The sequence below is a fragment of the Mesorhizobium sp. BR1-1-6 genome (genome assembly GCF_020165355.1).
Taxonomy (GTDB): domain Bacteria; phylum Pseudomonadota; class Alphaproteobacteria; order Rhizobiales; family Rhizobiaceae; genus Mesorhizobium.
The window spans coordinates 276,211-300,931 of sequence record NZ_JAIUHZ010000004.1 but is presented as its reverse complement, the minus strand read 5'-3'; the positions used below and the strand labels follow the sequence as shown (position 1 = coordinate 300,931).

Annotated in this window: 23 protein-coding genes; 11 read left to right on the top strand and 12 right to left on the bottom strand. The window is 58.5% G+C overall.

Going from position 1 to position 24,721, the window contains the following annotated elements:
- Positions 1 to 66 precede the first annotated feature (66 nt).
- A complete protein-coding gene (locus tag LB545_RS11445) occupies positions 67 to 2,049 on the bottom strand; it encodes a nucleoside-diphosphate sugar epimerase/dehydratase (protein WP_181165146.1) in 1,983 nt (660 codons plus the stop codon).
- A 542-nt stretch (positions 2,050 to 2,591) separates the two neighbouring features.
- On the opposite strand from LB545_RS11445, the gene LB545_RS11440 reads away from it, so the two are divergent.
- From LB545_RS11440 to LB545_RS11395, 10 genes are all read left to right on the top strand, one after another.
- Positions 2,592 to 4,025 carry a phosphomannomutase gene (locus tag LB545_RS11440; RefSeq protein WP_224705042.1) on the top strand — a complete coding sequence of 478 codons (1,434 nt, stop codon included), beginning with the start codon at positions 2,592 to 2,594 and terminating at the stop codon, positions 4,023 to 4,025.
- Positions 4,022 to 5,437, top strand: coding sequence for a mannose-1-phosphate guanylyltransferase/mannose-6-phosphate isomerase (locus tag LB545_RS11435; protein WP_140520768.1), 1,416 nt, complete (start codon positions 4,022 to 4,024; stop codon positions 5,435 to 5,437). The genes LB545_RS11440 and LB545_RS11435 overlap by 4 nt, the downstream gene beginning before the upstream one ends.
- Positions 5,438 to 5,517: 80 nt before the next feature.
- Complete coding sequence (gene gmd, locus LB545_RS11430; protein ID WP_140494852.1) at positions 5,518 to 6,606, top strand: GDP-mannose 4,6-dehydratase; 1,089 nt, start codon at positions 5,518 to 5,520, stop codon at positions 6,604 to 6,606.
- Positions 6,607 to 6,608: 2 nt separating this feature from the next.
- Positions 6,609 to 7,709, top strand: coding sequence for a DegT/DnrJ/EryC1/StrS family aminotransferase (locus LB545_RS11425; RefSeq protein ID WP_224705041.1), 1,101 nt, complete (start codon positions 6,609 to 6,611; stop codon positions 7,707 to 7,709).
- Positions 7,710 to 7,776: 67 nt separating this feature from the next.
- Positions 7,777 to 8,514 (top strand): ABC transporter permease, encoded by a 738-nt coding sequence (locus tag LB545_RS11420; protein ID WP_263493875.1) that lies wholly within the window; start codon positions 7,777 to 7,779, stop codon positions 8,512 to 8,514.
- Positions 8,511 to 9,263, top strand: coding sequence for an ABC transporter ATP-binding protein (locus LB545_RS11415; RefSeq protein ID WP_140555895.1), 753 nt, complete (start codon positions 8,511 to 8,513; stop codon positions 9,261 to 9,263). Before LB545_RS11420 ends, LB545_RS11415 begins: the two co-directional genes overlap by 4 nt.
- An 18-nt stretch (positions 9,264 to 9,281) precedes the next feature.
- Positions 9,282 to 9,680: a glycosyltransferase gene (locus LB545_RS11410; RefSeq protein ID WP_140555896.1), complete on the top strand. Its 399-nt coding sequence runs from the start codon at positions 9,282 to 9,284 to the stop codon at positions 9,678 to 9,680.
- Positions 9,677 to 10,288: an acetyltransferase gene (locus tag LB545_RS11405; RefSeq protein ID WP_140897159.1), complete on the top strand. Its 612-nt coding sequence runs from the start codon at positions 9,677 to 9,679 to the stop codon at positions 10,286 to 10,288. Before LB545_RS11410 ends, LB545_RS11405 begins: the two co-directional genes overlap by 4 nt.
- A gap of 51 nt (positions 10,289 to 10,339) precedes the next feature.
- A complete protein-coding gene (locus LB545_RS11400) occupies positions 10,340 to 11,455 on the top strand; it encodes a glycosyltransferase family 4 protein (RefSeq protein ID WP_224705039.1) in 1,116 nt (371 codons plus the stop codon).
- Positions 11,456 to 11,515: 60 nt separating this feature from the next.
- On the top strand, positions 11,516 to 12,634 hold the full coding sequence (locus LB545_RS11395) for a glycosyltransferase (RefSeq protein WP_224705038.1): 1,119 nt from the start codon (positions 11,516 to 11,518) through the stop codon (positions 12,632 to 12,634).
- Between the two features lie 76 nt (positions 12,635 to 12,710).
- On the opposite strand, the gene rfbD is transcribed toward LB545_RS11395, so the two are convergent.
- The 6 genes from rfbD to LB545_RS11365 are packed head-to-tail and all read right to left on the bottom strand — an operon-like array spanning position 12,711 to position 18,440.
- The gene (gene rfbD / locus LB545_RS11390) at positions 12,711 to 13,595 is read right to left on the bottom strand and encodes a dTDP-4-dehydrorhamnose reductase (RefSeq protein ID WP_224705037.1); all 885 of its coding nucleotides are present in this window, start codon (positions 13,593 to 13,595) and stop codon (positions 12,711 to 12,713) included.
- Entirely contained in the window at positions 13,592 to 14,662 is a 1,071-nt protein-coding gene (rfbB, locus tag LB545_RS11385) for a dTDP-glucose 4,6-dehydratase (RefSeq protein ID WP_224705036.1), read from the bottom strand. The genes rfbD and rfbB overlap by 4 nt, the downstream gene beginning before the upstream one ends.
- 31 nt (positions 14,663 to 14,693) lie before the next feature.
- Entirely contained in the window at positions 14,694 to 15,248 is a 555-nt protein-coding gene (gene rfbC / locus LB545_RS11380; protein WP_140564241.1) for a dTDP-4-dehydrorhamnose 3,5-epimerase, read from the bottom strand.
- Positions 15,249 to 16,130 (bottom strand): glucose-1-phosphate thymidylyltransferase RfbA, encoded by an 882-nt coding sequence (rfbA, locus tag LB545_RS11375; protein WP_140514965.1) that lies wholly within the window; start codon positions 16,128 to 16,130, stop codon positions 15,249 to 15,251. It abuts the gene before it with no gap.
- A gap of 19 nt (positions 16,131 to 16,149) precedes the next feature.
- Complete coding sequence (locus tag LB545_RS11370) at positions 16,150 to 17,604, bottom strand: O-antigen ligase family protein (protein WP_224705035.1); 1,455 nt, start codon at positions 17,602 to 17,604, stop codon at positions 16,150 to 16,152.
- A complete protein-coding gene (locus LB545_RS11365; RefSeq protein ID WP_224656113.1) occupies positions 17,601 to 18,440 on the bottom strand; it encodes a hypothetical protein in 840 nt (279 codons plus the stop codon). Before LB545_RS11365 ends, LB545_RS11370 begins: the two co-directional genes overlap by 4 nt.
- A gap of 54 nt (positions 18,441 to 18,494) precedes the next feature.
- On the opposite strand from LB545_RS11365, the gene LB545_RS11360 reads away from it, so the two are divergent.
- Entirely contained in the window at positions 18,495 to 18,770 is a 276-nt protein-coding gene (locus LB545_RS11360) for a hypothetical protein (protein ID WP_224646749.1), read from the top strand.
- On the opposite strand, the gene LB545_RS11355 is transcribed toward LB545_RS11360, so the two are convergent.
- The 5 genes from LB545_RS11355 to LB545_RS11335 all read right to left on the bottom strand — a co-directional run bounded on the left by LB545_RS11355 (position 18,754) and on the right by LB545_RS11335 (position 24,703).
- A complete protein-coding gene (locus LB545_RS11355; RefSeq protein ID WP_224705034.1) occupies positions 18,754 to 21,132 on the bottom strand; it encodes a GumC family protein in 2,379 nt (792 codons plus the stop codon). The genes LB545_RS11360 and LB545_RS11355 overlap by 17 nt on opposite strands.
- A 47-nt stretch (positions 21,133 to 21,179) precedes the next feature.
- Complete coding sequence (locus LB545_RS11350; RefSeq protein ID WP_224646752.1) at positions 21,180 to 22,082, bottom strand: polysaccharide biosynthesis/export family protein; 903 nt, start codon at positions 22,080 to 22,082, stop codon at positions 21,180 to 21,182.
- Positions 22,083 to 22,103: 21 nt separating this feature from the next.
- Positions 22,104 to 22,601, bottom strand: coding sequence for a hypothetical protein (locus LB545_RS11345; protein ID WP_140494878.1), 498 nt, complete (start codon positions 22,599 to 22,601; stop codon positions 22,104 to 22,106).
- A gap of 107 nt (positions 22,602 to 22,708) precedes the next feature.
- Complete coding sequence (locus tag LB545_RS11340; protein ID WP_224705033.1) at positions 22,709 to 23,194, bottom strand: hypothetical protein; 486 nt, start codon at positions 23,192 to 23,194, stop codon at positions 22,709 to 22,711.
- 339 nt (positions 23,195 to 23,533) lie between these two features.
- The gene (locus LB545_RS11335) at positions 23,534 to 24,703 is read right to left on the bottom strand and encodes a glycosyltransferase family 4 protein (protein WP_224705032.1); all 1,170 of its coding nucleotides are present in this window, start codon (positions 24,701 to 24,703) and stop codon (positions 23,534 to 23,536) included.
- Between the last annotated feature and the right edge of the window lie 18 nt (positions 24,704 to 24,721).

The window sequence follows — 24,721 nt, the reverse complement described above, 5'->3', positions numbered from 1 at the left end:
CGCCGATAAATGCCGCTCTTGCGCAGACTGCTCAAGCGCCGAAGAAGGCCAGGGTCTGTTGAAGCATCAGTTCGCCTGCCCGGCCGCTTTCGGGATCACGGCCTCAGGCACGTCCCCTCTTACCTTCTTGGTATGGTCAAGACCTGCAAGCACCGCGAGCGAGGATGCCTTGTCCTGGCTCTTCACGGATTGCTGCAGGGCCGCAAGCGCCGCCTGGACATCGGACCATTCCGCGACATCGGTGCTCAGGCCAAAAATCTTGGAAATGCCGAGTTCGACCAGCTCCTCATCCTCACCATGCAACGTTTCATGGAGTTTTTCACCGGGCCGGATTCCGGTGAAGCGAATGGGGATGTCCGTGTATGGGCTTTTTCCGGACATGCGGATCATCGTCTCGGCAACTTCGAGGATCGGCACCGGTTTGCCCATGTCGAGCATGTAGACGGCGTAGTCGTCGCCGGCTTTCCGCGAGGCGGCATCGGCAGCCGACATGATGACGAGGTCGACGGCTTCGGCCACGGTCATGAAATAGCGCGTCATGCGCCGGTCGGTTATGGTGACCGGACCTCCGGCCTCGATCTGCGCCTGGAATATGGTTGCGACCGAGCCATTGCTGCCAAAGACATTGCCGAACCGAACGGCTATGAACTTGGTGGCGGGGCGCCGCGCGCCGGGCTCGCCGGCGGGCGTTTCATGCAAGGCGCTGACGATCTGTTCGGCCGCCCGCTTCGTCAGGCCCAGCACGGATGTCGGGTCCACGGCCTTGTCGCTCGAAACAAGCACGAATTGCTTGACGCCGCATTTGGCGGCAACCTCGGCACAGACAAGCGTTCCGAAGACATTGGTCTGGATGGCCGAATCCCAGTTTTCCTCGAGCAAAGGCACATGCTTCAGTGCCGCGGCGTGGAAAACGATGTCCGGCTTGAACTCGGTGACGACACGCGTCATCTGGCGCCGGTCGGCGACATCGACAATGCGGACCTTGAGGCGGTCGTGGTCCTTCTCTTCGACATATTGGCTCAACTGGAAAATGCCGAACTCGGAATTATCGGCAACCAGCACCGCCTCCGCGCCCAGTTCCAGTGACCTCTTGACCAGGGTGCGGCCGATGGAACCGGCGCCGCCGGTGACCAGGACGCGCTTGCCGCCGACGAAGGCCCCGATCCGTTCGATGTCGGACGGAACCGTGGGGCGGCGCAGGATCGTTTCCATCTCGACCTCGTCGAGAACGAGCTTTCCTTCCTGGCCAAGCTGCGAAAGCCCCGAGAACTGCACCACCGCTATGTCGCCTTGCCGGGCAACACGGACGAGCTCCGAATACTCCTCGATCTCATGTTCGGCGCCGCTGCCGAAAATCAGCAGGTCCAGGCTTGTCGTACCCTTGGCGTATTCTTCCAGCACCTCGATCAGGCGGGGGCGGGTGGCCACGACGGGAACGCCCTGGATCCGAGTGCCCTGCGGAACACCGTGTTCAATCGCCATAATCCCTGCAATTGAATACTCTACAGGCTGCGTCGTGCGCGTGAAACGGATGATTACGTCGGCCTCGCTCAGCTTGCCGACAAACACCGCTCTCTTGGTCGAAGCCTTGCCGCGACTCAGAATGCGCCAGCTCGCGCCGTCGCGAAAGAACCGGTAGAAAATCCGGGGCGCCGAGATGATCGTGAAAGAAACCAGGAAGAAGACGATGAACTGGCGCTCATTGAGGCCCGCCACCGGCTGAAAGGAACGAACAAAAAGCGAAACACAGTAAAGGACGATGGTCAGTATTGCGCAGCCCTTCAGGATGTTGAAGAAATCCGGCGTCGAGGCGAAGCGCCACACAGTATTGTAGAGGCCGCAATATCTGAATAACAGATGACTAAGAATAATGATGCTCGCCCAGCAAGCGAAACCCGCTGGAGAGAACGCTTCGAACGACAGCCTCGACTGCGATAAAGTCAGGCTAAGCGCCACCGCCACCAAAACCATGGCGATGTCTTGAATCATGATGATGGCGCGACGCATTGTGGGCCGGAGTCCGGGTACAGCTTCTACATAGGATTTCATCGGACGGTACTGAACTCCAGGCGCGAAGACTTCAATACTAAAGTGGCTCTAGAGCGAATACCATCCGTCACCGGCGGCTTCTTTTTAGTACCAAATCTTCGGCCCCCGCCGCGTGTATCGCATAGCGTGGACTTGAAATCATCGCCAGAGATTTTTTCATAGGTTGGCGGGTGAAGAGAAAGTCCGTTTGATCAAGATCTTGCACATCAACTGCAAAGAGCCCTAGAGTCCGACAGCAACTCAGGATAGAGAGAGGGGTCGGCCGGAGAGGTCAATCCTTGACTACTCTTTGCCCTGGTGCGGTCTGCTCTCGACCTATGGCCTATGGTTCCGCAGATATCAAGCGGTTCGAGAATGCCGGCAGCGCGATCGTGAGGCCATCGCTCGGTCCTTGACGCCAGACGGCTCTCACCCTGTCGACGCGGCTGGGAATGCAGTGTGGATAGCTGGAAGGAAAGGTGAACCGCCCGAAGCGATTTTGCGGTTGACAGCCAAGTCTGCTGCAATATGACGGTCTTCCCTTTACCAGCCAAAGCGAAGTGATGAAGTTTGGATCAAGTGGCCTGCGAGGGTTGGCTTCAGAATTAGTCGGGAAACCCAGCGGCCTTTATACGGAGGCTTTCGCTTGGCGTCTCGTTGCCGATGGGGTCCGATCGAAGGCCAAGGTGTTCGTTGGTCGCGACTTGCGCGATAGCAGTCCGACGATCGCCGCCAACTGCATGGCTGCCTTGGCGGCAAGTGGGTTTCAACCGATCGATTGCGGTGCCATTCCAACGCCAGCCTTGGCGTTGTATGCCGGGCAGCATGACGCAGCGGCGCTCATGGTTACGGGTTCGCACATCCCTGCGGACCGCAATGGCATCAAGTTCTATAGCCCGCGGGGCGAGATCACCAAGGCCGATGAAGCCGCTATGGCACACTATGCTGCCGAACGGCTAGACGCCTATTGCCCCCCGCCGCCAATAGGTACGGCTTTGCCGGGGCATCACGACAATGCGATCGCCGCCTATCGCGCGCGCGCTGATGACATCTTGGAGCCAGGGTCCCTTTCGGGCCTGAGGCTCGGCGTCTATCAGCACAGTTCGGTCGCGGCGGATCTTCTGGTGGAGGTTCTCCGATCCTTTGGCGCAGATGTGACACCTGTCGGGAAATCGGAGACCTTCGTACCCGTCGATACCGAAGCCGTTGACGAAACCACAATTGCAAAGTTCAAGGGTTGGGCGCGAGAATTCCACCTCGACGCCATCGTGTCGACCGATGCCGATGCTGATCGGCCACTGATTGCCGACGAGAATGGTGACCTGTTTCGCGGCGACCTGATCGGCCTCGCCACGGCTCTGTTCCTGCGGGCTGACATCGTGGTGACGCCCGTGACTTCGAATTCAGGTATTTCGAAAGCCTTCGGTTTTACGGTTCTGAGAACGAAGGTCGGATCTCCCTTTGTTGTCGAAGCCATGGAAGCCTCACACCACCCCGGGAAAATCGTTGTGGGCTTTGAAGCCAATGGTGGCGTTCTCTTGGGGTCGGACTGTTCGCTACACGGCAAGACATTGACGGCATTGCCGACACGGGATTCACTGCTCCCCATCCTGGCTGTCCTCGGGATGGTCGCATCGACAAGAAAATCGCTGTCAGGTCTGCGCGCGTTGTGGAATCTTCCGGCTTGTGCAAGCGAACGCCTTGAGAATTTCCCGGTGGAGAGTTCGCGCAACTTGATGCGCCGGCTCGCGGATCGGGCTGCACTGCAGCGATTTCTGGCCCCGTTCGGAACTGTTGCTGAAGTTGACGAGACCGACGGCCTAAGGACACAGATGCTGACTGGCGAGATCATCCATCTGCGGCCGTCCGGCAACGCGCCTGAACTTCGCTGTTATTCGGAGGCAGCAGACCCAGGCAGAGCGAGAGCTATTGTGGCGCTGACGCTCGACAGGGCGCTGGCGATCGCATCCACAAACGAAGCAGAGGTCATTTCATGAAAGTGGTTCCCGTCATCATCAGCGGTGGAGCCGGATCGCGACTATGGCCTGCCTCAAGGCAATCGCACCCCAAGCCTTTTCTTAAAGTGGCGGACGGGCATTCGCTTATTCAGCACACAGTGCTGCGCGCCGCGTCGATTGAGGGCGTGGTGGAACTCGTGGCTGTAACGTCCGGGGACCACCTTTTCCTCACAAAGGACGACTTCGACGAACTGGATTCGGTTGTGTTGCCGCGTACGTTTCTGCTCGAGCCGGAAGGCCGGGATACGGCCGCTGCCGTGGCGGCAGCCACTGTCCATGCCAAGGCAACGCAGGGCCCTGATGCGATTCTTTGCGTCTTCCCGGCCGATCACATGATTGGCAACCTGCCCGCATTTCTAGACGTTATGGGCCGGGCCATCGAATATGCAAAACTGGGGCGGATTGCCACACTGGGCATCAGCCCAACCAGACCGGACACGGCATTCGGCTACATCGAAGCCGATGGTGAGAAAGTCGTCCGCTTCGTTGAAAAGCCGGATCTCGACACAGCCAAGGCCTATGTCGCCTCCAAACGCTTCTTCTGGAACGCGGGGATATTCTGCTTCAGCGCGCAACGCATGCTCGACGAGATGGCTTTGCATTGCCCCGAAGTGATCCAGACGGTTTCCGACAGTTATGAGAACGGCCGATTCAGTCAAGGCGAAGGCTTTGCCAAAATCGAACTCGCGCCCGAGCATTTTGGCTCCGCTCCGCGAATCTCTCTCGATCACGCGGTTATGGAGAAGGCAAACAATCTTGCCGTGGTTCCTTGCGACATGGATTGGAACGACATCGGATCTTGGAACGCCATGGCCGATTTGATCGCTCCTGACGAAAGCGGCAACAGGCTGCGCGGCGATGTTCATATGGTCGACACCACCGGCAGCTATGTAAGTTCCGACAAGCGCGTCATCGGCACGGTCGGGGTCAGCGATCTGGTGATCGTCGATTCTCCCGACGCATTGCTTGTCGCCTCCCGCGATCGCGTTCAAGACGTCAAGAAGTTATTCGAGGGCCTCAAGGCTTCCGGGCATGAGGCGCATTTGGTCCACAGCACCGTACATAGGCCGTGGGGCACCTATACGGTTCTGGAGGAAGGCGAGCGCTTCAAAATCAAACGCATCGAGGTGAAGCCCGGCAGACGTTTGAGCCTGCAAATGCACTACCATCGCTCCGAGCACTGGGTCGTGGTCAGCGGGTCCGCGAAAATAGTCAATGGCGACCAGGAGCTGTTCCTGGCGACAAACGAGTCAACCTACATCCCCTGCGGTCATAAACACAGGCTGGAGAACCCGGGCCGGATTGACCTGGTGATCATTGAAGTGCAAAGCGGCGATTATCTCGGCGAGGACGATATCGTGCGTTTTGACGACGTATACGGCCGCGCCTGACGATCCATTGGCTCACGGTGCTGGGGGCGGCAAAGCCTTAGGGGCTGGGCGGACACAAATCGGATACATCGAGAACATTGATGAAAAAAAAAGCACTGATAACCGGCATCACCGGGCAGGACGGCGCCTATCTGGCGGCATTCCTGCTGGAAAAGGGTTATTCCGTTCACGGCGTAAGGCGCCGCACATCCCTTTTTAATACGGATCGCATCGATCATTTGTATCATGATCCGCATGAAAAGGGTGTAGATCTGACGTTGCATCATGGCGATCTGACTGACTCATCAAGTCTGATGCGGATCATTCAGCTCGTCCAGCCGGATGAGATTTACAATCTGGCGGCACAGAGTCACGTAGCCGTTTCATTTGAGGAACCTGAATACACCGCCAACTCCGACGCTCTAGGAGCGTTGAGAATTTTGGAAGCCATCCGAATTCTCGGCTTGGAGAAGAAGGTCCGTTTCTACCAGGCGTCCACGTCTGAACTGTATGGGCTCGTGCAAGAGACGCCGCAAAAGGAAACCACGCCATTCTACCCACGGTCTCCTTATGCCGTGGCCAAATTGTATGCATACTGGATTACGATCAATTATCGCGAAGCATACGGTATCTATGCGTGTAACGGCATTCTGTTCAATCACGAGTCCCCAATGCGAGGTGAGACATTTGTGACGCGTAAGATTACGCGAGCGCTGGCACGGATCAAGCTAGGCATGCAAGAGAAGCTTTACCTGGGTAATCTAGATTCACTGCGCGACTGGGGGCATGCCAAAGACTATGTTGAGATGCAATGGCTTATGTTGCAACAGGAGGCGCCTGAGGATTACGTTATCGCAACTGGCGAGCAGCATTCCGTGCGCGAATTTGTGACCCTGGCGGCTGCGGAACTGGATATTGACGTAAGATGGGAGGGAAAAGGCGTCGACGAGAAAGGGTACGATAACAAAAGCGGTCAATGCATAGTGGCTGTCGATGCGGCTTACTTTCGGCCGACAGAAGTCGAAACGCTTCTTGGCGACGCCAGTAAAGCTCGAAAGAACCTTGGCTGGGAACCTAGGATTAAATTCACCGAGCTGGTCCAAGAAATGATTCGCGAGGACTTTAAGGGTGCCGAGCAGGAAAAGCTGCTTACAACGCATGGCTATCAACGCTTCACTCGCGCAGAATAACCATGGCACGAATTCCAGTATATGAGCCATACCTCAGCGGAAACGTATCGGCGTATGTCAATGAGTGCTTGACTACGGGTTGGATTTCCTCGCGTGGAGCCTTCATATCCCGATTTGAAAAGGCTTTTGCGGAGTATGTAGGCGCGAAAGACGCGACAAGCGTGGCAAACGGCACCGTAGCCATCCACCTTGTGCTGGATGCATTGGGCATCGGTGCCGGCGACGAGGTCATCGTTCCAAGCTTCACATACATAGCGTCGGTCAACACCATTTTGCAGACCGGCGCGACGCCGGTCTACGTCGATTCGTTGGAAGACACGCTGCAGGTGGATCCGCAGGCAATACGTGACGCTATAACCCCGAGAACCCGCGCGGTCATGGCGGTGCATTTGTATGGCCATCCTTGTGATATGGATGCGATCTCGGGCCTTTGCCGCGATCACGATCTTTTGCTCATCGAGGACTGCGCGGAAGGCTTCGGGACCCGGTGGAAAGGCCGGCATGTCGGCACGTTTGGTGATGTTGCCACCTTCAGTTTCTTCGGGAACAAGACAATCACAACCGGCGAAGGCGGAATGGTTCTGGCGCGATCGGCTGAGGTGATGGACAAGTGTCGGCGCCTGAAAAGCCAAGGTGTCTCGCCGACCCGCGAATACTGGCACGACATGCTCGCCTACAATTATCGGATGACCAATATCCAGGCCGCGATCGGGCTTGCCCAGATCGAGATGGCTGAAGAGATCATCCACCGCAAGCAGCAGATCGCAGAGATATACCGGACCCGACTGTCCGGGCTTCCCTTGAGGACCCATGATCCCGTGGGCGACGTTAATCATTCGCACTGGATGTGTTCGATTGTCGTTGACCACGTTGAGGATCGAGATCGGTTGCGTGCGCGTCTTGCCGACGACGAAATCGAGACACGCCCGTTTTTCCCCTTAGCCAGCCACATGCCGCACTGTTATTCTGACCGGGCCTTTCCGAATGGCGATAGCGTAAGCAAGCGTGGCATCAATCTGCCGAGCTACCCCGGACTGACCGAGGAACAGCTGAACCGCATATGTTCTTCGATCATCGGTTATTTCGAGGATCGACCGCGGTGACTTTGCGTTAAGGAAATGGCCTGTGAACGAGTATCTTAGGGGCATTTGGGCCGCGCGATATTTTTGGATGCATCTCGCGATGTCCGATCTGCGCGGTCGCTGGAGAAGGTCCTTCTTCGGTGTCCTGTGGTCGATTATCCAGCCTCTGGGCCTAACGATCCTTATCTCCATCGTGTTCAGTCGTATCTTCGATGCCGCGATCTCGGAATATGCGCCCTACATTCTCTCCGGGGTCATCATCTGGGAGTACATCGTCTTAAATGTAAGTGGAGGCGCATTGGCTTTCGTCCAGGCCGACGCGTACATCAAGCAGACACGTCACCCGTTAGCGATATATACGCTTCGAAACGTTATTTCCGGACTTATAGTGCTTGCCCTGGCCAGCATCAGTCTCATCGGTTGGGTGCTTGTCGTGATGCCGCAGAATTTCGGCTGGTCTTGGCTTGCCGCCCTCACGATTTTCCCGATCATCGGTCTGATTGTCTGGCCGTGGGCGACGATAATGGCATATTTTTCTGCCCGTTTTCGCGATCTCCCGCATGCGCTTGGCCTGATATTGCAAGCCGTATGGTTTGTCTCACCAATCTATTTCGAGACGTCGGTGTTCCGCAAAGGCAATTTGCATGTCCTGCTGGACTACAATCCGATCTATCACCTGCTCCAGATCGTACGCGCTCCACTCCTGCATGGTGAATGGCCCGTCGCTGCCAATTACCTGTGGTGCTTCGGGACTATCGCAGTGCTCGTGCTGATCGCAGCACTCGTGGGCAGGTCCGCCGAAAAAAGGGTGATCTTCTACCTATGACAAACCGGATTCACCTCGAGTCGGTAAACCTCCATTATGCATCCGTCGGCTTCAGCGAGCGGTCATTGAAATCCATGCTGGCGTCGCTGGCGACGTTGAACGGAGGAGGCAAGAAGATCGTCGACATCCACGCATTGAAGGATGTTAGCCTGAACATTGGTCCCGGCGAACGTGTTGGCCTTCTAGGACACAATGGGGCCGGCAAGAGCACGTTCCTCAAGATGGTGGCAGGATTATACCCGACATCTTCCGGGAAGCGCGTGGTCGAGGGGACCGTCCGGTCTTTGTTTGACCTGAGCTTGGGTTTCGAGCCTGATGCCACCGGCCGGGAGAACATCCTGTATCGCGGACTTCTCCTCGGTCTCTCGCCCAAATTCATGCGCTCGATAGAGGATGAGGTTGTCGCCTTTGCCGATATCGGGGAGTTTATCGACTATCCGATCAAAACCTATTCCGCTGGCATGCAGGTGCGCCTCGCCTTCGCGATTTCGACAGCGGTCGGCGGTGACATTCTCCTCCTCGACGAGGTGATCGGTGCCGGTGATGCGAATTTTATGGGAAAAGCGCGCAAACGCATCCTGGATCTTGTCGAGCAGGCGGAGATTCTGTTGCTCGCTTCACACGACTTTGGCACGCTGAGTTCCATTTGTGAGCGAGGTGTTGTTTTTCATCATGGAGCGGTTGCGTTTGACGGCGCAATAGGGCCCGCGATCAAGGCATACAAAAAAGTGAATGGATTGGCGCAGTGATGTCGATGCCCACCCAATCTGTCTTGGTCGGCGTTCATCCCGGGGTCCGGTAGAGCTTGCCGCCTCTACAAGTGCGCTGACCTTGCGGTAAATCCATCGCTTTCCGAAGGTGGAATGCCATTCACGATTACAGAGGCGTTGTCCGTAGGAACTACCGTTGTCATGGGCGACATTGAGGTGACCAGGGAGATTGTTGTCGATCCGGCGCTGCGAGAATCCACCTTGTTCGCCCCATATGATTGGAAGGCAATGGCTGACAAGATCGAATGGGCACTTCAAAACCGGGATGCCCTCTACGCTCAGCAGCGCCAATTTTTTGATGTTCTCGCGAAACGTACGTGGAAGGATGTTGTTAAGGAACATATCCGCATCCTTGATGTCATAGCCGAGCAGAAAGGCATGACGCCGTCACTATGAGCAAAGGTCTTTTCATTCTGGGCTTTGGCGGCCATGCGCGTAGCGTAGGGGATATAGCGCTGTCGTCAGGGTTCGATGATTTGATTTTCATCGATGACCAGGCAAAGGCCGGTGAGGAATTTGCGGGCTTTCCTGCTGTCGCTGTTCTTCCCAGCAATGCCGCCGGCGCCGGTTGGCTCATGTTTCCGGGCTCGGGTGACAATGCGCGGCGACGCGCGCAATGCGGGAGCGCGCTTCTTCCTCTTGCGACGCTCGTCGCACCGACTGCCTCTGTCGGGAGGCAATGTGAGATCGGGCAAGGCTCACTGGTCGCTCATCAGGCCCATTTGGGACCGCTTACAAAGATCGGGCCGGGCGTCATCATCAATAGCGGCGCAGTCGTTGACCACGAATGCGTGATCGGTGATTTTTCGCATATATCGGTCAATGCGACCGTTGCAGGCCGCTGCCGAATAGGCACACAGGTTCTGGTTGGCGCAGGTGCGACCGTGATTGATCGGATCAGCATATGTGACAATGTCATCATCGGCGCTGGCGCAACGGTCGTCCGAGACATTGAAGTGCCCGGCGTGTATACAGGCACGCCGGCCCGTCGAGCCCACGGCTAGACAGCGCCAGCCGCTTTCCTTTCAGGCTCGAACAGAAAAACGGCCCGATTCATGAAAATCGGCATTGATGCCCGCAACCTTGTCCACAATCTCACAGGCATCGGCCGCTATGTGCTGGAGATGTGCCGTGGGTTGGCGGAAGCCGGTCACGAAATCTTTCTGTATCTCCCGGAGCGACCGGTGTCGGATCTGTCTCGTCTATCGGGCGGAACGTTTCGGATATCTGGTCATGCAGGTAATTTCAGGCGCATGGTTTGGGGTCAAACCCTGTTACCCAAACAGGCAGCCCGCGACAAAATCGACATCTTTTGGGGCCCTGCACACAGATTGCCCTTTAGTTTGGATCCGGATATCCCCCGCGTTGTGACCATTCACGATCTCGTATGGCACCATGCGGCATCGACAATGCGTTTGCAGGGCTGGCTCGGCGATCGCTTCCTCATGCGACCTGCAATATTTTCATCGGATAAGATCGTCGCAGTCTCGCGCTCTACGGCCGATGCCATTCGAATGCTGTATCCACAGGTCTCCAAGAAGCTGCACGTGGTGTACCCTGGACTGACGCGCCTGGAGGATGGCGGGACCAACAGCGTGCTTGCGGACAAAGGCATCGACCGCGAATACGCCCTCTTTGTCGGCACACTTGAACCCCGCAAAAACTTGCCAAGTCTCCTGGAAGCCTATGCGCTGCTTCCGGAGCCGGTCAGGAAAAATCTGCTGCTCGTCATAGCGGGGGGTCAGGGGTGGCGTCTCGGCGACCTGCGCGAGCGCATGGTGCGCCTCGAAATCGAATCGGATGTGCGACTTACGGGATATGTCACGGACAGCGATCTCGCTGTCCTCTATCGCCGAGCGAAGTTTCTTGTCATGCCGTCATTATACGAAGGTTTTGGATTTCCAATTATCGAAGCAAATGGGGTTGGGGTGCCTGTCGTAACTTCAAACATGTCTTCCATGCCCGAGGTGGCTGGCGAAGCTGCCCTTCTTGTTGACCCGACCAACGTCCAGGATATCTCCGCCGCGATGGGCCGGATGGCGCTCGACAATGCATTGCGCTCGCGGCTGGCTGAGAAAGCGCCCCTGAACGCGCTCCGGTTCGACTGGAGAAAAAGTGCCTTAGACCTGGTTGCAGTGTTCGAATTGGCCATAACCGCAAGAAGGCGCTGACGTGGAAGGTATGCTTCAGATTTTTGAAGTGGCCATCGAGCGAAGACGGAAGACCAATCTTTGAAAGTGCTGCATTTCTTCAAGACATACTGGCCCGATACCTTTGGCGGGGTGGAGCGGACGATACATGCCATCGCTCAAAGCACCGCCAGCCGCGGCATTGAAACCGAAGTGCTCTCGTTGAGCCGTGCTCCGAACGAGAACACGCAGCATCTCGACGGGCACATGGCCCGAAAAGCCAAGCTGGATTTCGAACTGGCGTCGACCGGGTTTTCGCTCGAGGTCTTTCGGAAGTTCGGGGCGCTCGCTGGGAAAGCCGACCTCATACACTACCATTTCCCATGGCCATTCATGGACATGGTGCATTTTCAATCCCGTCACGGCAAACCGACCATCGTCACCTACCATTCCGACATCGTCAAACAAAGACTTTTGCTGCCTCTTTATCGGCCGCTGATGCTGCGCTTCCTCAGAGATGTGGACGCTATCGTCGCGACATCTCCGAACTATTTGAAATCGAGCCCCGTTCTCAGGGGCTTGGAGGGCAAATCGACGATCATCCCGATCGGCATCGATGAAACCGATTATCCCACGCCGACCGAAGCCGACAACAGATGGTGCCAAGCGGCAGTGGCGGAGCCTTTCGTGCTCTTCGTCGGCGTCCTGCGCTACTATAAGGGGCTGGACGTGCTGGTTCAGGCGGCCGACAGAGTCAGGTGCAAGATCGTTATTGCCGGATCAGGGCCTATCGAAGAGCGCCTGAAGCTTCAGGCCAAGACGTTGCGTCGCAACAATGTGATATTCCTCGGCGAGGTGGCCGAGCGGCACAAGATGGCGCTCCTCCACAACTGCCTGGGGTTCGTTTTTCCGTCAAACCAGAGGTCGGAAGCCTACGGGCTTTCTCTCGTCGAGGCTGCGATGTGCGGCAAACCGATGATCTCTTGCGAGATCGGAACGGGAACAAGTTATGTGAACAAAGCCGGCGAGACCGGGTTGGTCGTACCGCCTTCCGATCCAGCATGCCTTGCCGAAGCCATCAACCAGGTCGTCGATTCGCCGGTCGAGGCAGCGAACTGGGGGCGAGCTGCTCGCGATCGCTACGTTCGCCTCTTTACAGCTGACAGGATGGGAAAAGCATACGCCGAGCTCTATCACCAACTCGATAACCGCCGACGCTGAAATACGGCTTCGCGCTGCGGCAGCCGGTGAATCCCCCGCCGGTTGCTGGTTGTTGATGCAGTCAAAGCCCGTCAGGTCACCTGCTCAGGAGACGACGGACCACCTCCCGCGCCGACTTCTGCAGTACCGGCGCACTCCATCCAAACACGGAGGCAAACTTCGCGCTCGACAGCCGGGAATTGACGGGGCGGCGCGCCTTGGTCGGATAGTCCGTCGCAGCAATATCGCGCACCCGCGCGGAGGGGCCACCGAGCCCACCGCTTATGTCCAGGATATGGCGGGCGAAGCCGCTCCAGTTGGTCTCGCCCGTGCCGGCCAGATGATAGATGCCCCACGCGGCGAAACCCTCGTTGCGGTGCACCCGTGCCGCCGCATGCAGAATCGCGTCAGCAATATCAAGCGCGGAAGTGGGATTTCCCCATTGGTCGGCCACAACCGGTATCTCGTCGCGATCGCTGGCCAGCCTCAGCATGGTCTTGACGAAATTCTTGCCGAACGGGCTGTAGACCCACGCCGTGCGCAAGATCAGGTGGCGCGAATTGGCTGATGCCACCGCCTGTTCGCCGGCAAGCTTGGAGGCGCCGTAGACGCCAATCGGCGCGGTCGCGTCGGTTTCCAGATAGGGACCGTCCTTGGTGCCGTCGAAGACATAGTCGGTCGACAGATGGATGACGGGCACGCCGAGCCGAGCCGCCGCCTGCGCCACCTCGCCGGCGCCGGCGGCGTTCACCGCAAAGGCGAGCTCGGGTTCGTCCTCGGCCTGGTCCACCGCCGTGTAGGCGGCTGCCGACACGACGACATCGGGCATGGCGGCCGCTATGGCGTCGATCACGGTCCCGGGCCGCGCGAGGTCGAGTTGCGGCCGGCCGATGGCGATGACCTCGACGTCTTCGCACCCGCGCCCAGCCTCCAGAAGGCTTGCCGCGACCTGGCCCTCGCGTCCGGTGACAACGAGCCTCATACGGCCGCCTTGCGGGCTTCGCCCAGTCTTTCGCCGGCATAGCGCTGTTCGCGGATCGGTCCCCACCACCATTTGTTGTCCAGGTACCAGTCAACCGTCCTTGCCAGGCCGCTGTCGAAATTCTCCCTCGGCGCCCAGCCGAGCTCGCGGCCGATCTTGGAGGCGTCGATGGCGTAGCGGCGATCGTGGCCGGGACGGTCGGTGACGAAAGAGATCAGGTTACGATGGCTTTTGCCGCCGGCGCGGGGGCGCCTGGCGTCGAGCAGATCGCAGATCGTCTCGACGACGCCCAGATTGGTGCGTTCCGAACTGCCACCGACATTGTAGCTCTCGCCCGGCTGCCCCTTGGTGGCGATCAGTTCCAGCGCGCGCGCATGGTCCTCGACGAACAACCAGTCGCGCACATTGGCGCCGGCGCCGTAGACCGGCAGCGGCTTCTCGTCGAGCGCGTTGAGGATGACCAGCGGGATCAGCTTTTCGGGAAAATGGTAGGGCCCGTAATTGTTCGAACAATTGGACAGCACCACCGGCAGGCCATAGGTCTCGTGCCAGGCGCGCACCAGATGGTCGGAGGCCGCCTTGGAGGCGGAATAGGGCGAGGACGGCGCGTAAGGCGTCTCTTCCACGAACATGCCGCCATCGAAGGGCAGGTCACCGAACACCTCGTCGGTCGAGACGTGATGGAAGCGGAAACGGCCCTTCCTGTCGTCGGAAAGGCCGCGCCAGTATTCCAGCGCTGCATTGAGGATCCGGTAGGTGCCGACGATGTTGGTCTCGATGAAGGCGCCCGGCCCATCGATCGAGCGGTCGACATGGCTCTCGGCGGCGAGGTTCATGACGATGTCGATATCGCCGCGGCGCAATATGTCGAGCACCGCCCGCTCGTCGCAGATGTCGGCCTGGGCGAAGCTGTAATTTCGTGCATTTTCGATCGGCCGCAGCGAGGCCAGATTGCCGGCATAGGTCAGCTTGTCGAGATTGGTCACCCGGTAGGCCGGGTTGGCGCACAGATGCCGGCACACCGCCGAACCGATGAAGCCGGCCCCGCCCGTCACCAGAAAATTCATGCCGCTATCCCCGCGCATCTGGCAATGTTCATCAGGCAAACACCTCGGCGGCGGCGAGCAGCGGCGCCTTGAGGTCCTTGTCAGAAAGCTGAAACCCGCCGGCCGGCGGCGGCCATTCGATGCCGATGGCCGGATCATCGAAACGGATCGAGCGGTCGTGTTCGGGCGAATAGGTGTCGGTCACCTTGTACAGCACCTCGGTATCGGGCACGAGCGTCATGAAGCCGTGGGCGAAGCCCTTGGGCACCAGGATCTGGTTGCCCTTCTCGGCCGAGACCTCGAGGGCAACCCATTTTCCGAATGTCGGCAAGGAGCGGCGGATATCGACCGCGACATCAAGGACACTGCCTCTGACAACGCGCAGCAGCTTGTCCTGGGCGCGTGGCGGCAACTGATAGTGCAGCCCCCTGACGACACCGGCCGCGGCGGAATAGGAGTGATTGTCCTGGACGAAGGCGAGTTCGAGGCCGGCCTCGGCGAAGCGTGCGGCGTTCCAGGTTTCGGTGAAGTAGCCACGGGCATCGCCGTGCCGCTTCGGAATGATTTCGAGCAGACCTTCGATGCCAAGGGGTCTCACCTCCAGCATCTAGTCCTCCGACAACTCGACCACCCGGCGGCGCAGATAGGCGGCATATTCATTTTTTCCCAATCGGGTTGCGCGCTGCAATACTTCGTCAGCCCGCAGCCAGCCCTGTTCGAAGGCGATTTCCTCCGGACAGGCGACCTTGATGCCTTGGCGACGTTCGATTGTACGCACGAACGAAGAAGCATCGTCCAGGCTGTCATGAGTGCCGGTATCGAGCCAGGCATAACCGCGCCCCAACCTATGCACCTGCAACTGGCCACGCTCGAGGTAGGCATTGTTGACCGCCGTGATTTCGAGCTCGCCTCGAGCCGAGGGCCGAATCCTTGAGGCGATATCGACAACCTGGTTGTCGTAGAAATAAAGGCCGGTGACGGCCCAGTTGGATTTCGGCTTCTGTGGTTTTTCCTCAATCGTGAGCGCGGTTCCAGTGGTCTTGTCGAAGGACACCACGCCATAGCGCTCCGGATCCTCGACATGGTAGGCGAACACCGAAGCGCCGCTTTCGCGCGATGCCGCGGTGCGGCAAAGCTTGGACAATCCGTCGCCAAAATAGATGTTGTCGCCCAGTATCATCGAAACGCTGTCCGCGCCGATGAAATCGCGGCCGATAATGAACGCTTCCGCAAGCCCGTTGGGCTGCGGCTGCTCGGCGTAGGACAACTCAAGCCCGAATTCCGATCCATCGCCCAACAGCTCGCGGAAAACCGGCAGGTCCCGCGGCGTGGATATGACCAGAATCTCTCGAATCCCCGCAAGCATCAAAACGCTCAGCGGGTAATAGATCATCGGTTTGTCGTATACCGGGAGGATTTGCTTGGAGACCGCCAACGTTAGCGGATAAAGGCGCGTTCCACTGCCCCCAGCAAGGATAATTCCTTTCAAGAAACTCTCCTTGACATGCCTAAGTCCCCTCCCCTGACACAAGCCACCCGTGCTTAGGTTTCATGCCGTGGCTTGTCAATCTGGTGCCCGACGAAGGGGCCGAGCGAGTGTCCCCGGCCCCCGCCAACCGCCCTTGCCTTGCCGGGCCCGAGGTCCTGGCCGGGACAAGCAGATCGTCTTCATCGTGATGGCCTATCTCGCCCATCTCGCGCCTTTGGTTCAGCCGCTCGGCAAAACCCTTGTGAAAGACGATCGCATTCAAATAGGCAAACGTCATCGCGAGTGCTGCGGTTCGCAAGGGATAGTCGACAAGAGAGTGAACGAGCAAAAACGACACCGACAGAAATGCAGCCTTCTGTAACGGCTCCCGGCGAATCCGGACCGACGAGGCGAAAAGCAATATGGCATACACAATCATTAACAAAACGACCGGTATGCCGCCCTCAAGTGCCAATTCGAGGTAGTCATTGTGGGCATGATTTACATAAGTTCTGAAAATCATTCCGGCTTTTTCGTATATCTGATAGACCTTCGGAAAGCTGCCGAAACCAACGCCAGTCACCCAGTTCTCTTTCATTCCATCGATCGTGGTGCGAGCAAACTCCGCCCTGCCGAAAGCCGGATCGACCACTTTCGCATCGATCTTCGCCCATGCGCCGATCGTGTAGACGGAAAGCCCGATGAAAACCGCAAGAATGCCATATCCGCCCGCCCTTGAGCGAGCGGACAGGAAGACAACTGATATCGCGGTGATCACCAGTCCGATCAGAATGCCGGCGCGCGAGCCGGCTGCCAGAAGAAGCAGCAAGAGCATCGTCAGCCCAAGCGATCCGGACAGAAAATGTCCACGGAACAAGCCATAGTAGACCACGAATGGGATGGAGACGAAGAGCAAGGCCGAAAAGTGATTTTGATTGGCAAACAGGCCCGCATTGATCGTAAACGGCAGCAATCCTTCTATGGCGACGGTATCGGAGAGCGAATACTGGATCGCCGCGGCCAGGCCATTGCAGATGACGCCCATGAAAAAGAAGGGAACAAGGCCGTAGACCTCCTCGGTGCGCAGGCGGGTGACGCCGAGGAAAAATGCCGCGGCGGCGGCGAAATACAACATGCACTCGATCGTGCGCCCGACGCCGACGCTGACGAAGCGCGATTGCGTTTCACCATCCAGCCAGGGTCTGACAAGCAGCACCTCGGGCCGCAACCCGTCCAGCAAGGCCCCGGGCAGCGGAACGATCTGGAAGCAGAACACGGCTAGGCCGAGAGCAATCAGCCACAAGATCGCCCGGGGAATTGTTTGTCCGCTGGGCCGCGACAGGATGGCCGCGGCCGAGAGAATCGCCGCGATCTCGATCAGCGTTTCGGTGTAGAGGCCGCTCGCGGTGCCGCCGCCAATCAGCAGGGACAGGAAAAGAACCGACCCAAGCAGGTATTTGTCCCACTGCCCGGGCTGCCGTGACCGTGCTCTCACGACGACACCCTCTCGATGCTCAATCTGTGCATGACCAGCGTGCCGACGTATCGAAACCGCCAGCTCTCGGCAATTGCGGCTGTTTCCAGCCTCAGCAACTGTATCGGACACGCAGCCGGTCCGACGGTGAAATCCAGGCTCAGGCTTCGCCGGTTGAATGTGCCTTCCGGTATGTTGAAGCGCGCTATCTCGCTTGACGGGTCCGCGCATCTGACGGACCAGAACAGCTGCTTTGGCAGTTTGAGATTTGTTGCGGACACGGTCATGGACATCCGGTAAGAACCGGGGGGCAATTCGACATATTGCTGAAGCGCAGCGTTCTTGACCGGCGTGTTTAGAAATCGAACCGTCGCCCCGCTGTTGCTGTCGCTTTCACTTTCACCCGCGCCCTGCGATCCGGCAAAGGTGATCTCCAGCCCAGATCGGTCGTGTATCACCCAGTCGAACGGCTTGCCGCTGAAGAGCGGCTCGAAGCCGCCATTGAAGATATAGCCGCCCAGCTTCCGCTCCCGATCGGACAGGCTGAAAAGAAACAGCCGATAGGCCGGGCCATAGTCCTTCTGCTTGATGTAACCGGTGATAACGGCGGACAATTCGCTGGATTTCGGGGGCGCATCCGTGCGTCCGAGATCGAGCAGCAGCTGGTTTGCAGGTCCCAGGCTTTGCGGGTTCTGGCCAAGGGCGAGAAAAAGCTTACCACGCCACGGCGCCTCTGCCTCCAGGGCTGCCAGCACGGCCTGATAGCCGTCGGAATTGGAAAGGATGGCAGGCCAGCCTGGGGCGATGGCCGAAAACTGGTCTGGCCACCGGCGCAGCAAGGTGTCGATCTCGCCCACGGCCCTCGCCAGATCGCCTGCCGCGATCGAGCGATCGATGGACCTCTGCAGCGCATGGATTTCAGTCTTGGACAGTTTTCGCGCCTGGTCGAAAAGTTCGAAAGCCTGGGCCTGTTCGCCTTGCCGATATCTGATCTCACCGATCAGGCTGTAGAGACGGGCGTCCGCGACATTGAAGCGAAGCGCATTCTTGGCCTTGGCGGCCAAGGCGCCGAGATCGACGCTCGTTTCGTTCAGCTCGCCGGCAATTTCGTCTATCAAGGCATCTGCGTTCAGCGGGTCCAGTGCCAGAGACACGCTCGGCGTTCCCTCCTCAAGGAGCCGACTTAGCCCGATCGACGAAGCCATCAACACCAGAACGGAGGCGACGAACCAAACGCTTGAACGCAGGAGATTTTGCATGAGAGGGCTGGCCTGCTCCGTCATCGACTTTGCCCTCAATCTTCGGCGTGCCCGCGCCATGTTCGTAATATTGGTAGTTCATGTATTTATAGGCGTAGTTGTAGTCGAACTTGTTCACCGCGAATTTCGACATTGCCGCCCCGATCACGTTCGCTCCGGCTGCGCGCAGGCGTTTCAGCGCCGTCTTGGCCGCCTTGCGCGTCACCTGGTTCGTGGAAATGACCACCAGTGTGCCCTCGGCAAGCCGGCTGAGAATGGGCGCATCGGACAGGCCGACGATCGGCGGAGCGTCGATGATGACGAGATCGAAACGCTTGCCGAGATTGGTGACGATCAGCGCCATCTTCGGCGATGAAAGCAGATCCGCAGGGTTGGGCGGGATCGTTCCGGACGTCAGCACGGTCACGTTGGGATATTTGGTCGTCCTGAATATGCCCGCCACATCTTCCTTGCGCACGGTATCCGTCAGGAGATTGCTCAACCCGATCGTGTTGTCGAGACCGAACAGCCGATGAAGATTCGGTTTGCGCAGATCGCCGTCGATAAGCAAGACCTTCGCACCGAGGGCGGCAAAATCCTGGCCGAGCTTGAACGAGGTCGTCGACTTGCCTTCGGAAGGCTCGGAGCTGGTCACCAGCAGCGAACGCGGCGCGCCCTCCGCGCCGGAGAATTGCAGCGACGTTCGCAGCGAACGATAAGCTTCCGATAGCCCGGACTTCTGGTCGGCGATGCTGGCCGTCAGTTCGCGGTCATCGACGAGCGGCAGGATACCGAGCATGGCCAGCCCCAGCTCCCTTTCGACCTGCTCGGGGTTGGTGAAGGTGTTGTTCAGCAACTCGATGATGTAGATGATCGATGCAGTGAGAGCCATGAACAGCGCTAGCGCGATCGCCAGATTGATGATCAGGCGCGGAGAATAGGGACTTACGGGCAGGGTCGCGAAATCGACGATGGCTGCGCTTTGCGTCTTGAGCTCGGAGCTGACGCCTACTTCATTCAGCTTGGTGATGAGGCTATCATATTGCGACCGGTTGGAATCGACCTCGCGCTTGAGGATGGTGTATTTTATATTCTTGTCATTGAAGACAACCTGCTGCTTTTCCATCTCGGCGAGCTTGGATTTGAGGTCGGCTTCCTTGTTCTGCGCTTCCTGGTACTTCAGGCGCAGCGAATCGGTTATCGCCAGGACGCCGTTGTTATAGAGCCGCGTCAGCTCCTTGATCTGCGACTGGAGTTGCTGCATCTCCGGAAAGCCAGGCTTCAGAATGCTCAGTTTCTGCTGATATTGGCTCTTGAGGTCCGCCAGTTTTTCGCTGAGTTTTTGTAAGCCATCACTCTCCAGAACCGGCGACAGGCTGGAGCCTCGCCCCTTGTCTATCTGGTCCACGACGCGACCGGCATCAAGACGATCCTGGATAGCGGTAGCGAGCGCTGTGTTCAGCGCCTCGATGTTCGATCCGATCAGCGATTTGTCGTCGCCGGTGACGGTGATGCCGGCATCCTTCGCATAGGTGACAAGCTCCTCCTCGGACTTCTGCAGCTTCTGCTTGACCTGCAGGACCTGTTCCTGGATGAACTGTCTCGCCAGATCGGACGTCTCGCTGGTCTGGTCGAGACGTTGATCGATAAAACTCTGCGCGACCTGGTTGGCGACGTCGCTTGCGTATCTGGGCTTCTGGTCGATGAAGGTGATCGACAGCAAGCTGGTGTTGGTCACAAGGTTGACCGTCAGATCCTTCAGAACGCGCTTGATCGCCATTGCCTCTCGCTCTTCGGGGGTCTTTTCCTGGATCGAAGGCGATTTGGAAATTCCGAATGCACGGTAGAGGATGTTGCTGAGCGAGAAGCTCGGGGTTGGGAACAGGAAATCCGGTTTTTCGGAGAGCCCCAACTGAAACACGACGCGCTGGGCCAGCGCACGGCTCTTCAGTTTCTCGCGAGCGGTCAGAAACGCGCGTAAGTCGCTGTTTTCGGAAACCACTTCGATGTCCTGAAAAACCTTTGCCGAAGGGACCAGGACTTCCAGCTGTGTCGTTGCCTGATATTTCGGCGTCTGCATCATTGTCACTATGATACCGGCAACTAGGCCAGCCACCGCCATCATGACAATCAGCCAGCGATATTGCACGACATAGAAAAGCAGCTTGAGCGGATTGAATCTCTCGTCGTGAGCGGCATAGTCTCGACCGTAAGGACTATAATTCTGCGCCCCGTCATAATAGAGGTCCGCTGACAAAGCCTGGCCATGTCGAGGACCGGCGATTTGGGGCTGCCTGTTGCGATCGAGCATGCGCGAGGTGATCCTGGTTGTCCGTACCCTGGCCGGCCAGGCCTCCCTTACGGAATGACCGCAATTCGGGCCGCGCTCGACGCGAGGCCCAGGGCATCCTTCAAATTGTTCATTGCGATTTTCGACTTCGAAGCGAAAACCACGACCACGTCGCCGCCATAGATGCGCGGGTTGCGATTCTTGCCGGCGCGGATTTCCTCGACATTGTAGTTTGCGACCAGCTTGTTTTGACCGACATTGCGGTAGACGAAGACCTTGCCGGCATCGCCGATGGCGTTGAAGCCTCCGGCAAGGGCGATCGCATCCAGCAAGGAGGCGCTGCTGGACACCGGATAGATGCCGGCCCTGTTGACCTCACCGTCGACCGTGATGCGCTGGCCTATCGATTCCTTGACGAAAATCGTCACATCCGGCGATTGCAGATATTTTGCGCCATAGGCTGTCTCGATATCCTTTTCGAGCTGGCGGACCGTCTTGCCGGCCGCTGTCATCGTCCCGATAAGCGGAAGGGAAATCTGGCCGCCGGCGTCCACCTGAACCGTCCTGTTCAGGTTGTCGACCTGGAATACGCTGACTTCGAGTACATCGTTGGCAGACAGGGGCTGCTCGCTGCCGTTTTGTGTATTCTGCGGTGCCGGCAGATCCTTCACCATCTGTAGCGCGCCGCCCCCGGCAAGCGCCGTTGAGGACGATGTCGGCTGCAGCGCATCGACAGAGCTCGTGGACGATGATGAACTGCTCGCGCAAGCAGAGAGGGCGAGCAGTACAAGCAATGCCGGCATCTCCACGCCACTTCCCCCGAGATCGAGAATGCCCATCACAGAGCCCCACTTTTGAACAGCTTGGGCGGCCCATCGAAATGGCCCGCACAGCTGGCTCCCGGCTTCTTCGCTCGTTTTTCCGATGGCGTGAGCAACTGGTTCTGCACTATCGCGCCCGAGCTTGCGCAAACCGGCGAGACCAGACCTTGCCTAGCGGCTGACTGCGTCGTCGTCATCCTGTAGTCCAATAGCCAGTGCGGCGCCGCCACCAACCGCGCCGGCGCCCAACAGCACCGGCAAAATGCCAGGTCCGGAATTGGCAGGTCCGGTAGCAGCTTCCTGCGCATCAAGCGAGACGCACATACCGCCTTGCACCGGATTGATGCTGACGGTCGCGTTGGCCGGAACATCAAGCGCGCAATTGGCGCCGATGGCCAAAGAAGCCGATGCTTGCGGCCCGGTCATGATGCGCGCGCCTGGATAAATCGGCGCTCCCGCGCCCACCCCGGCGTAACCGCCGGCCTGCGACATCTGCACATCACCCCGGACTTGGGTGAACTGGCCGACAATGCCAGACACGGGCGCAGCGGCCAGGCACGAACATGTCTGTGCCGACTGGGCAACAGCATCGGACGCTGTAAACCAGGCACCTCCCCCGGCGAGCGTGATAAAAGCGAAGACAACCCCAACCCGATGACGCCCGGTCATTTCTACCCCCCTTCGAACCAACGACCCGCCCCCGGAACGGATCGCTTACGCACCCCTTCGATCAACAACACTCAAAGAACTCACCAGCACTCACGGTGGTCCGCCCCTCAGCGACTGACCGCTTTGTCGTCATCCTGCGTCGCCGCAAACACACCGCTGGTGACAAGCGCACCGGCGAAAATCCCTTCGGGCAGGCCAAACCCACTTATGCCACCGGACGGCTGGATGGCCGCCGTCCGTTCTGAACCCACGAGTTTCAGACAGATGTTGCCGCCCACGCGTGAAACATCCAGACTGGAGTTCGCCGGTACATTCATGTTGCAGCCGCCAACAAGTACGGATGCCGAACCCTTGGTACCGACTACCACCCGACTGCCAAGGCCGAGAGTGCTTCCCGCCTTTGCAGGACCATAGCCGACCGACTGCGAGACCATCACGTCGCCATCGGCGGAACGAATGGATCCAATCGCACTCGCCGGGCCGCGATAGGCGGCAGCGCAGCTGCAGGATACGTCCTGGGCGAAAGATGAAACCGAAGTGAAACCGCTCGCGGCAACCAACGCGCTCACTGCGGTTCTAATGATGACATTCATCCGTTTCGCCTTTCCTTCAAATCATCCCGGATATGCCAGATCAAAAGGTGGTGACATCAGCGCCTAACATTTTTTTGCCACAATTCCAACCCGTGTCGCACGATGCGGAGAAGTTTGACCTGAACAACGCGCCATTTTAGCAATTACGTATAAATAATCCCGAGCTGTCGGCGATGGATGTCTGGCCCTCCAAAGAGAAATTACGATTCCCTTTTCATCCTGATTACACCGAGCCCAACTTGATCAAAGCCGAGCCCCCTCGAAAGCCGAGTCCCGATCTGCAATGCAGCAAGACAAGCTTAGCGCCTGCTTGAATGCCTGATCTCCTCGGCTCGAACTTCAACCGCGTTCAACTACACGCCGGCCCGGTTCATCGCCTGGCGGGGCATTGAGCTTCCCTATCTGCGTCATGTAGCATTCTATGACGATCCGTTCCGAAAACTGCCGCTCCACTTTGCTTCGGCTCTCCCTGCCCATCCTGTTCCTGGATGCGGCGTCCATCGTTGCGAATTCGAGCATCTTGCTTGCCAGGTCGCCTGCGTCTTTCACCTTGCACAGCAGGCCGTTGACGCCGTGGTCCACCACCTCCCTGCAGCCGGGCACATCTGACGCGATCAGCGGCTTGCCCATCGCGGCTGCTTCCAGCAGCGAGCGCGGCGTTCCTTCCCTGTAGGAGGGCAAGACGACGCAATCGGCCGCGTCCAGGAAGGGACGGACGTCGTCGGTGGTTCCGAGATACTCGACCAGGCCTTCGCCTGCCCATCGCTCGACCTGCGCACGGCTGACCGCTGTGCGGTTCTCGACATCGAGGAATCCAAGAAGCTGGAAGCGCGCGCCGGGCATGTTGCGGCGCATCTGACGAGCTGCCTCGACGAACTCGCCCACGCCCTTGTCCCAGAGAAGCCTGGCCACCAGCAGAAAGACGATCGCGCCGGACGATTGGCTTTGGCGGGGCGCCGGAGAGAAGCGAATAAGGTCGACCCCGGAGCCCGGCAGCAGCGCGGTCAGTTCCTTGCGGACTAGGCGCTCGCCGACGAACAGCATCCTGTCGTCGTCATTCTGAAAGAAGACTATTTTCGAACGGGCCAGCGCCAGCCGGTACAGGACCTTGGCAATTTTCTGGAGAAGGCCGCCACGGACGAAAACCGTGCCGAGCCCTGAAACATTGTTTATGACCGGGATGCCATTGAGGTTTGCCGCCAGCGATCCGAACACGTTGGGCTTGATGGTGAAGCCGACAAACGCCAGCGGCCTCTCGCGGCGCAGCAGGCGCCAGTAGCGCCACAGAAGCACCATGTCGCGAAACGGCGAGGTGCCGGAATTATCCATCTCGATTTCGACATACCGGCAGCCCATCGGGGGGATCAGGCGCGAATACTCGTCCCTGGGCGCCGCAACCACCACTTCATAGCCCCGCCCTTGCAGCGCCTCGATGAGGCCTTTGCGGAAATTGACGACATTCCAGGACGTGTTGATGGAGATGATTATCTTTCTTCCGATCCCAAGCATCGTCCCCGCCTCCCCCAA

Excerpts from the sequence above, each read along its gene's own strand:
- LB545_RS11440 (WP_224705042.1), top strand. The coding sequence starts at position 2,592 with ATGAAGTTTGGATCAAGTGGCCTGCGAGGGTTGGCTTCAGAATTAGTC.
- LB545_RS11360 (WP_224646749.1), top strand. The coding sequence starts at position 18,495 with ATGGATTTCAGTCTTGGACAGTTTTCGCGCCTGGTCGAAAAGTTCGAA.
- LB545_RS11415 (WP_140555895.1), top strand. The coding sequence starts at position 8,511 with ATGACAAACCGGATTCACCTCGAGTCGGTAAACCTCCATTATGCATCC.
- rfbC (WP_140564241.1), bottom strand. The coding sequence starts at position 15,248 with ATGCTGGAGGTGAGACCCCTTGGCATCGAAGGTCTGCTCGAAATCATT.
- LB545_RS11420 (WP_263493875.1), top strand. The coding sequence starts at position 7,777 with ATGCATCTCGCGATGTCCGATCTGCGCGGTCGCTGGAGAAGGTCCTTC.
- gmd (WP_140494852.1), top strand. The coding sequence starts at position 5,518 with ATGAAAAAAAAAGCACTGATAACCGGCATCACCGGGCAGGACGGCGCC.
- LB545_RS11445 (WP_181165146.1), bottom strand. The coding sequence starts at position 2,049 with ATGAAATCCTATGTAGAAGCTGTACCCGGACTCCGGCCCACAATGCGT.
- LB545_RS11425 (WP_224705041.1), top strand. The coding sequence starts at position 6,609 with ATGGCACGAATTCCAGTATATGAGCCATACCTCAGCGGAAACGTATCG.
- LB545_RS11400 (WP_224705039.1), top strand. The coding sequence starts at position 10,340 with ATGAAAATCGGCATTGATGCCCGCAACCTTGTCCACAATCTCACAGGC.
- LB545_RS11340 (WP_224705033.1), bottom strand. The coding sequence starts at position 23,194 with ATGAATGTCATCATTAGAACCGCAGTGAGCGCGTTGGTTGCCGCGAGC.
- rfbB (WP_224705036.1), bottom strand. The coding sequence starts at position 14,662 with ATGAATTTTCTGGTGACGGGCGGGGCCGGCTTCATCGGTTCGGCGGTG.
- LB545_RS11345 (WP_140494878.1), bottom strand. The coding sequence starts at position 22,601 with ATGACCGGGCGTCATCGGGTTGGGGTTGTCTTCGCTTTTATCACGCTC.
- LB545_RS11335 (WP_224705032.1), bottom strand. The coding sequence starts at position 24,703 with ATGCTTGGGATCGGAAGAAAGATAATCATCTCCATCAACACGTCCTGG.
- LB545_RS11435 (WP_140520768.1), top strand. The coding sequence starts at position 4,022 with ATGAAAGTGGTTCCCGTCATCATCAGCGGTGGAGCCGGATCGCGACTA.
- LB545_RS11405 (WP_140897159.1), top strand. The coding sequence starts at position 9,677 with ATGAGCAAAGGTCTTTTCATTCTGGGCTTTGGCGGCCATGCGCGTAGC.
- rfbD (WP_224705037.1), bottom strand. The coding sequence starts at position 13,595 with ATGAGGCTCGTTGTCACCGGACGCGAGGGCCAGGTCGCGGCAAGCCTT.
- LB545_RS11355 (WP_224705034.1), bottom strand. The coding sequence starts at position 21,132 with ATGCTCGATCGCAACAGGCAGCCCCAAATCGCCGGTCCTCGACATGGC.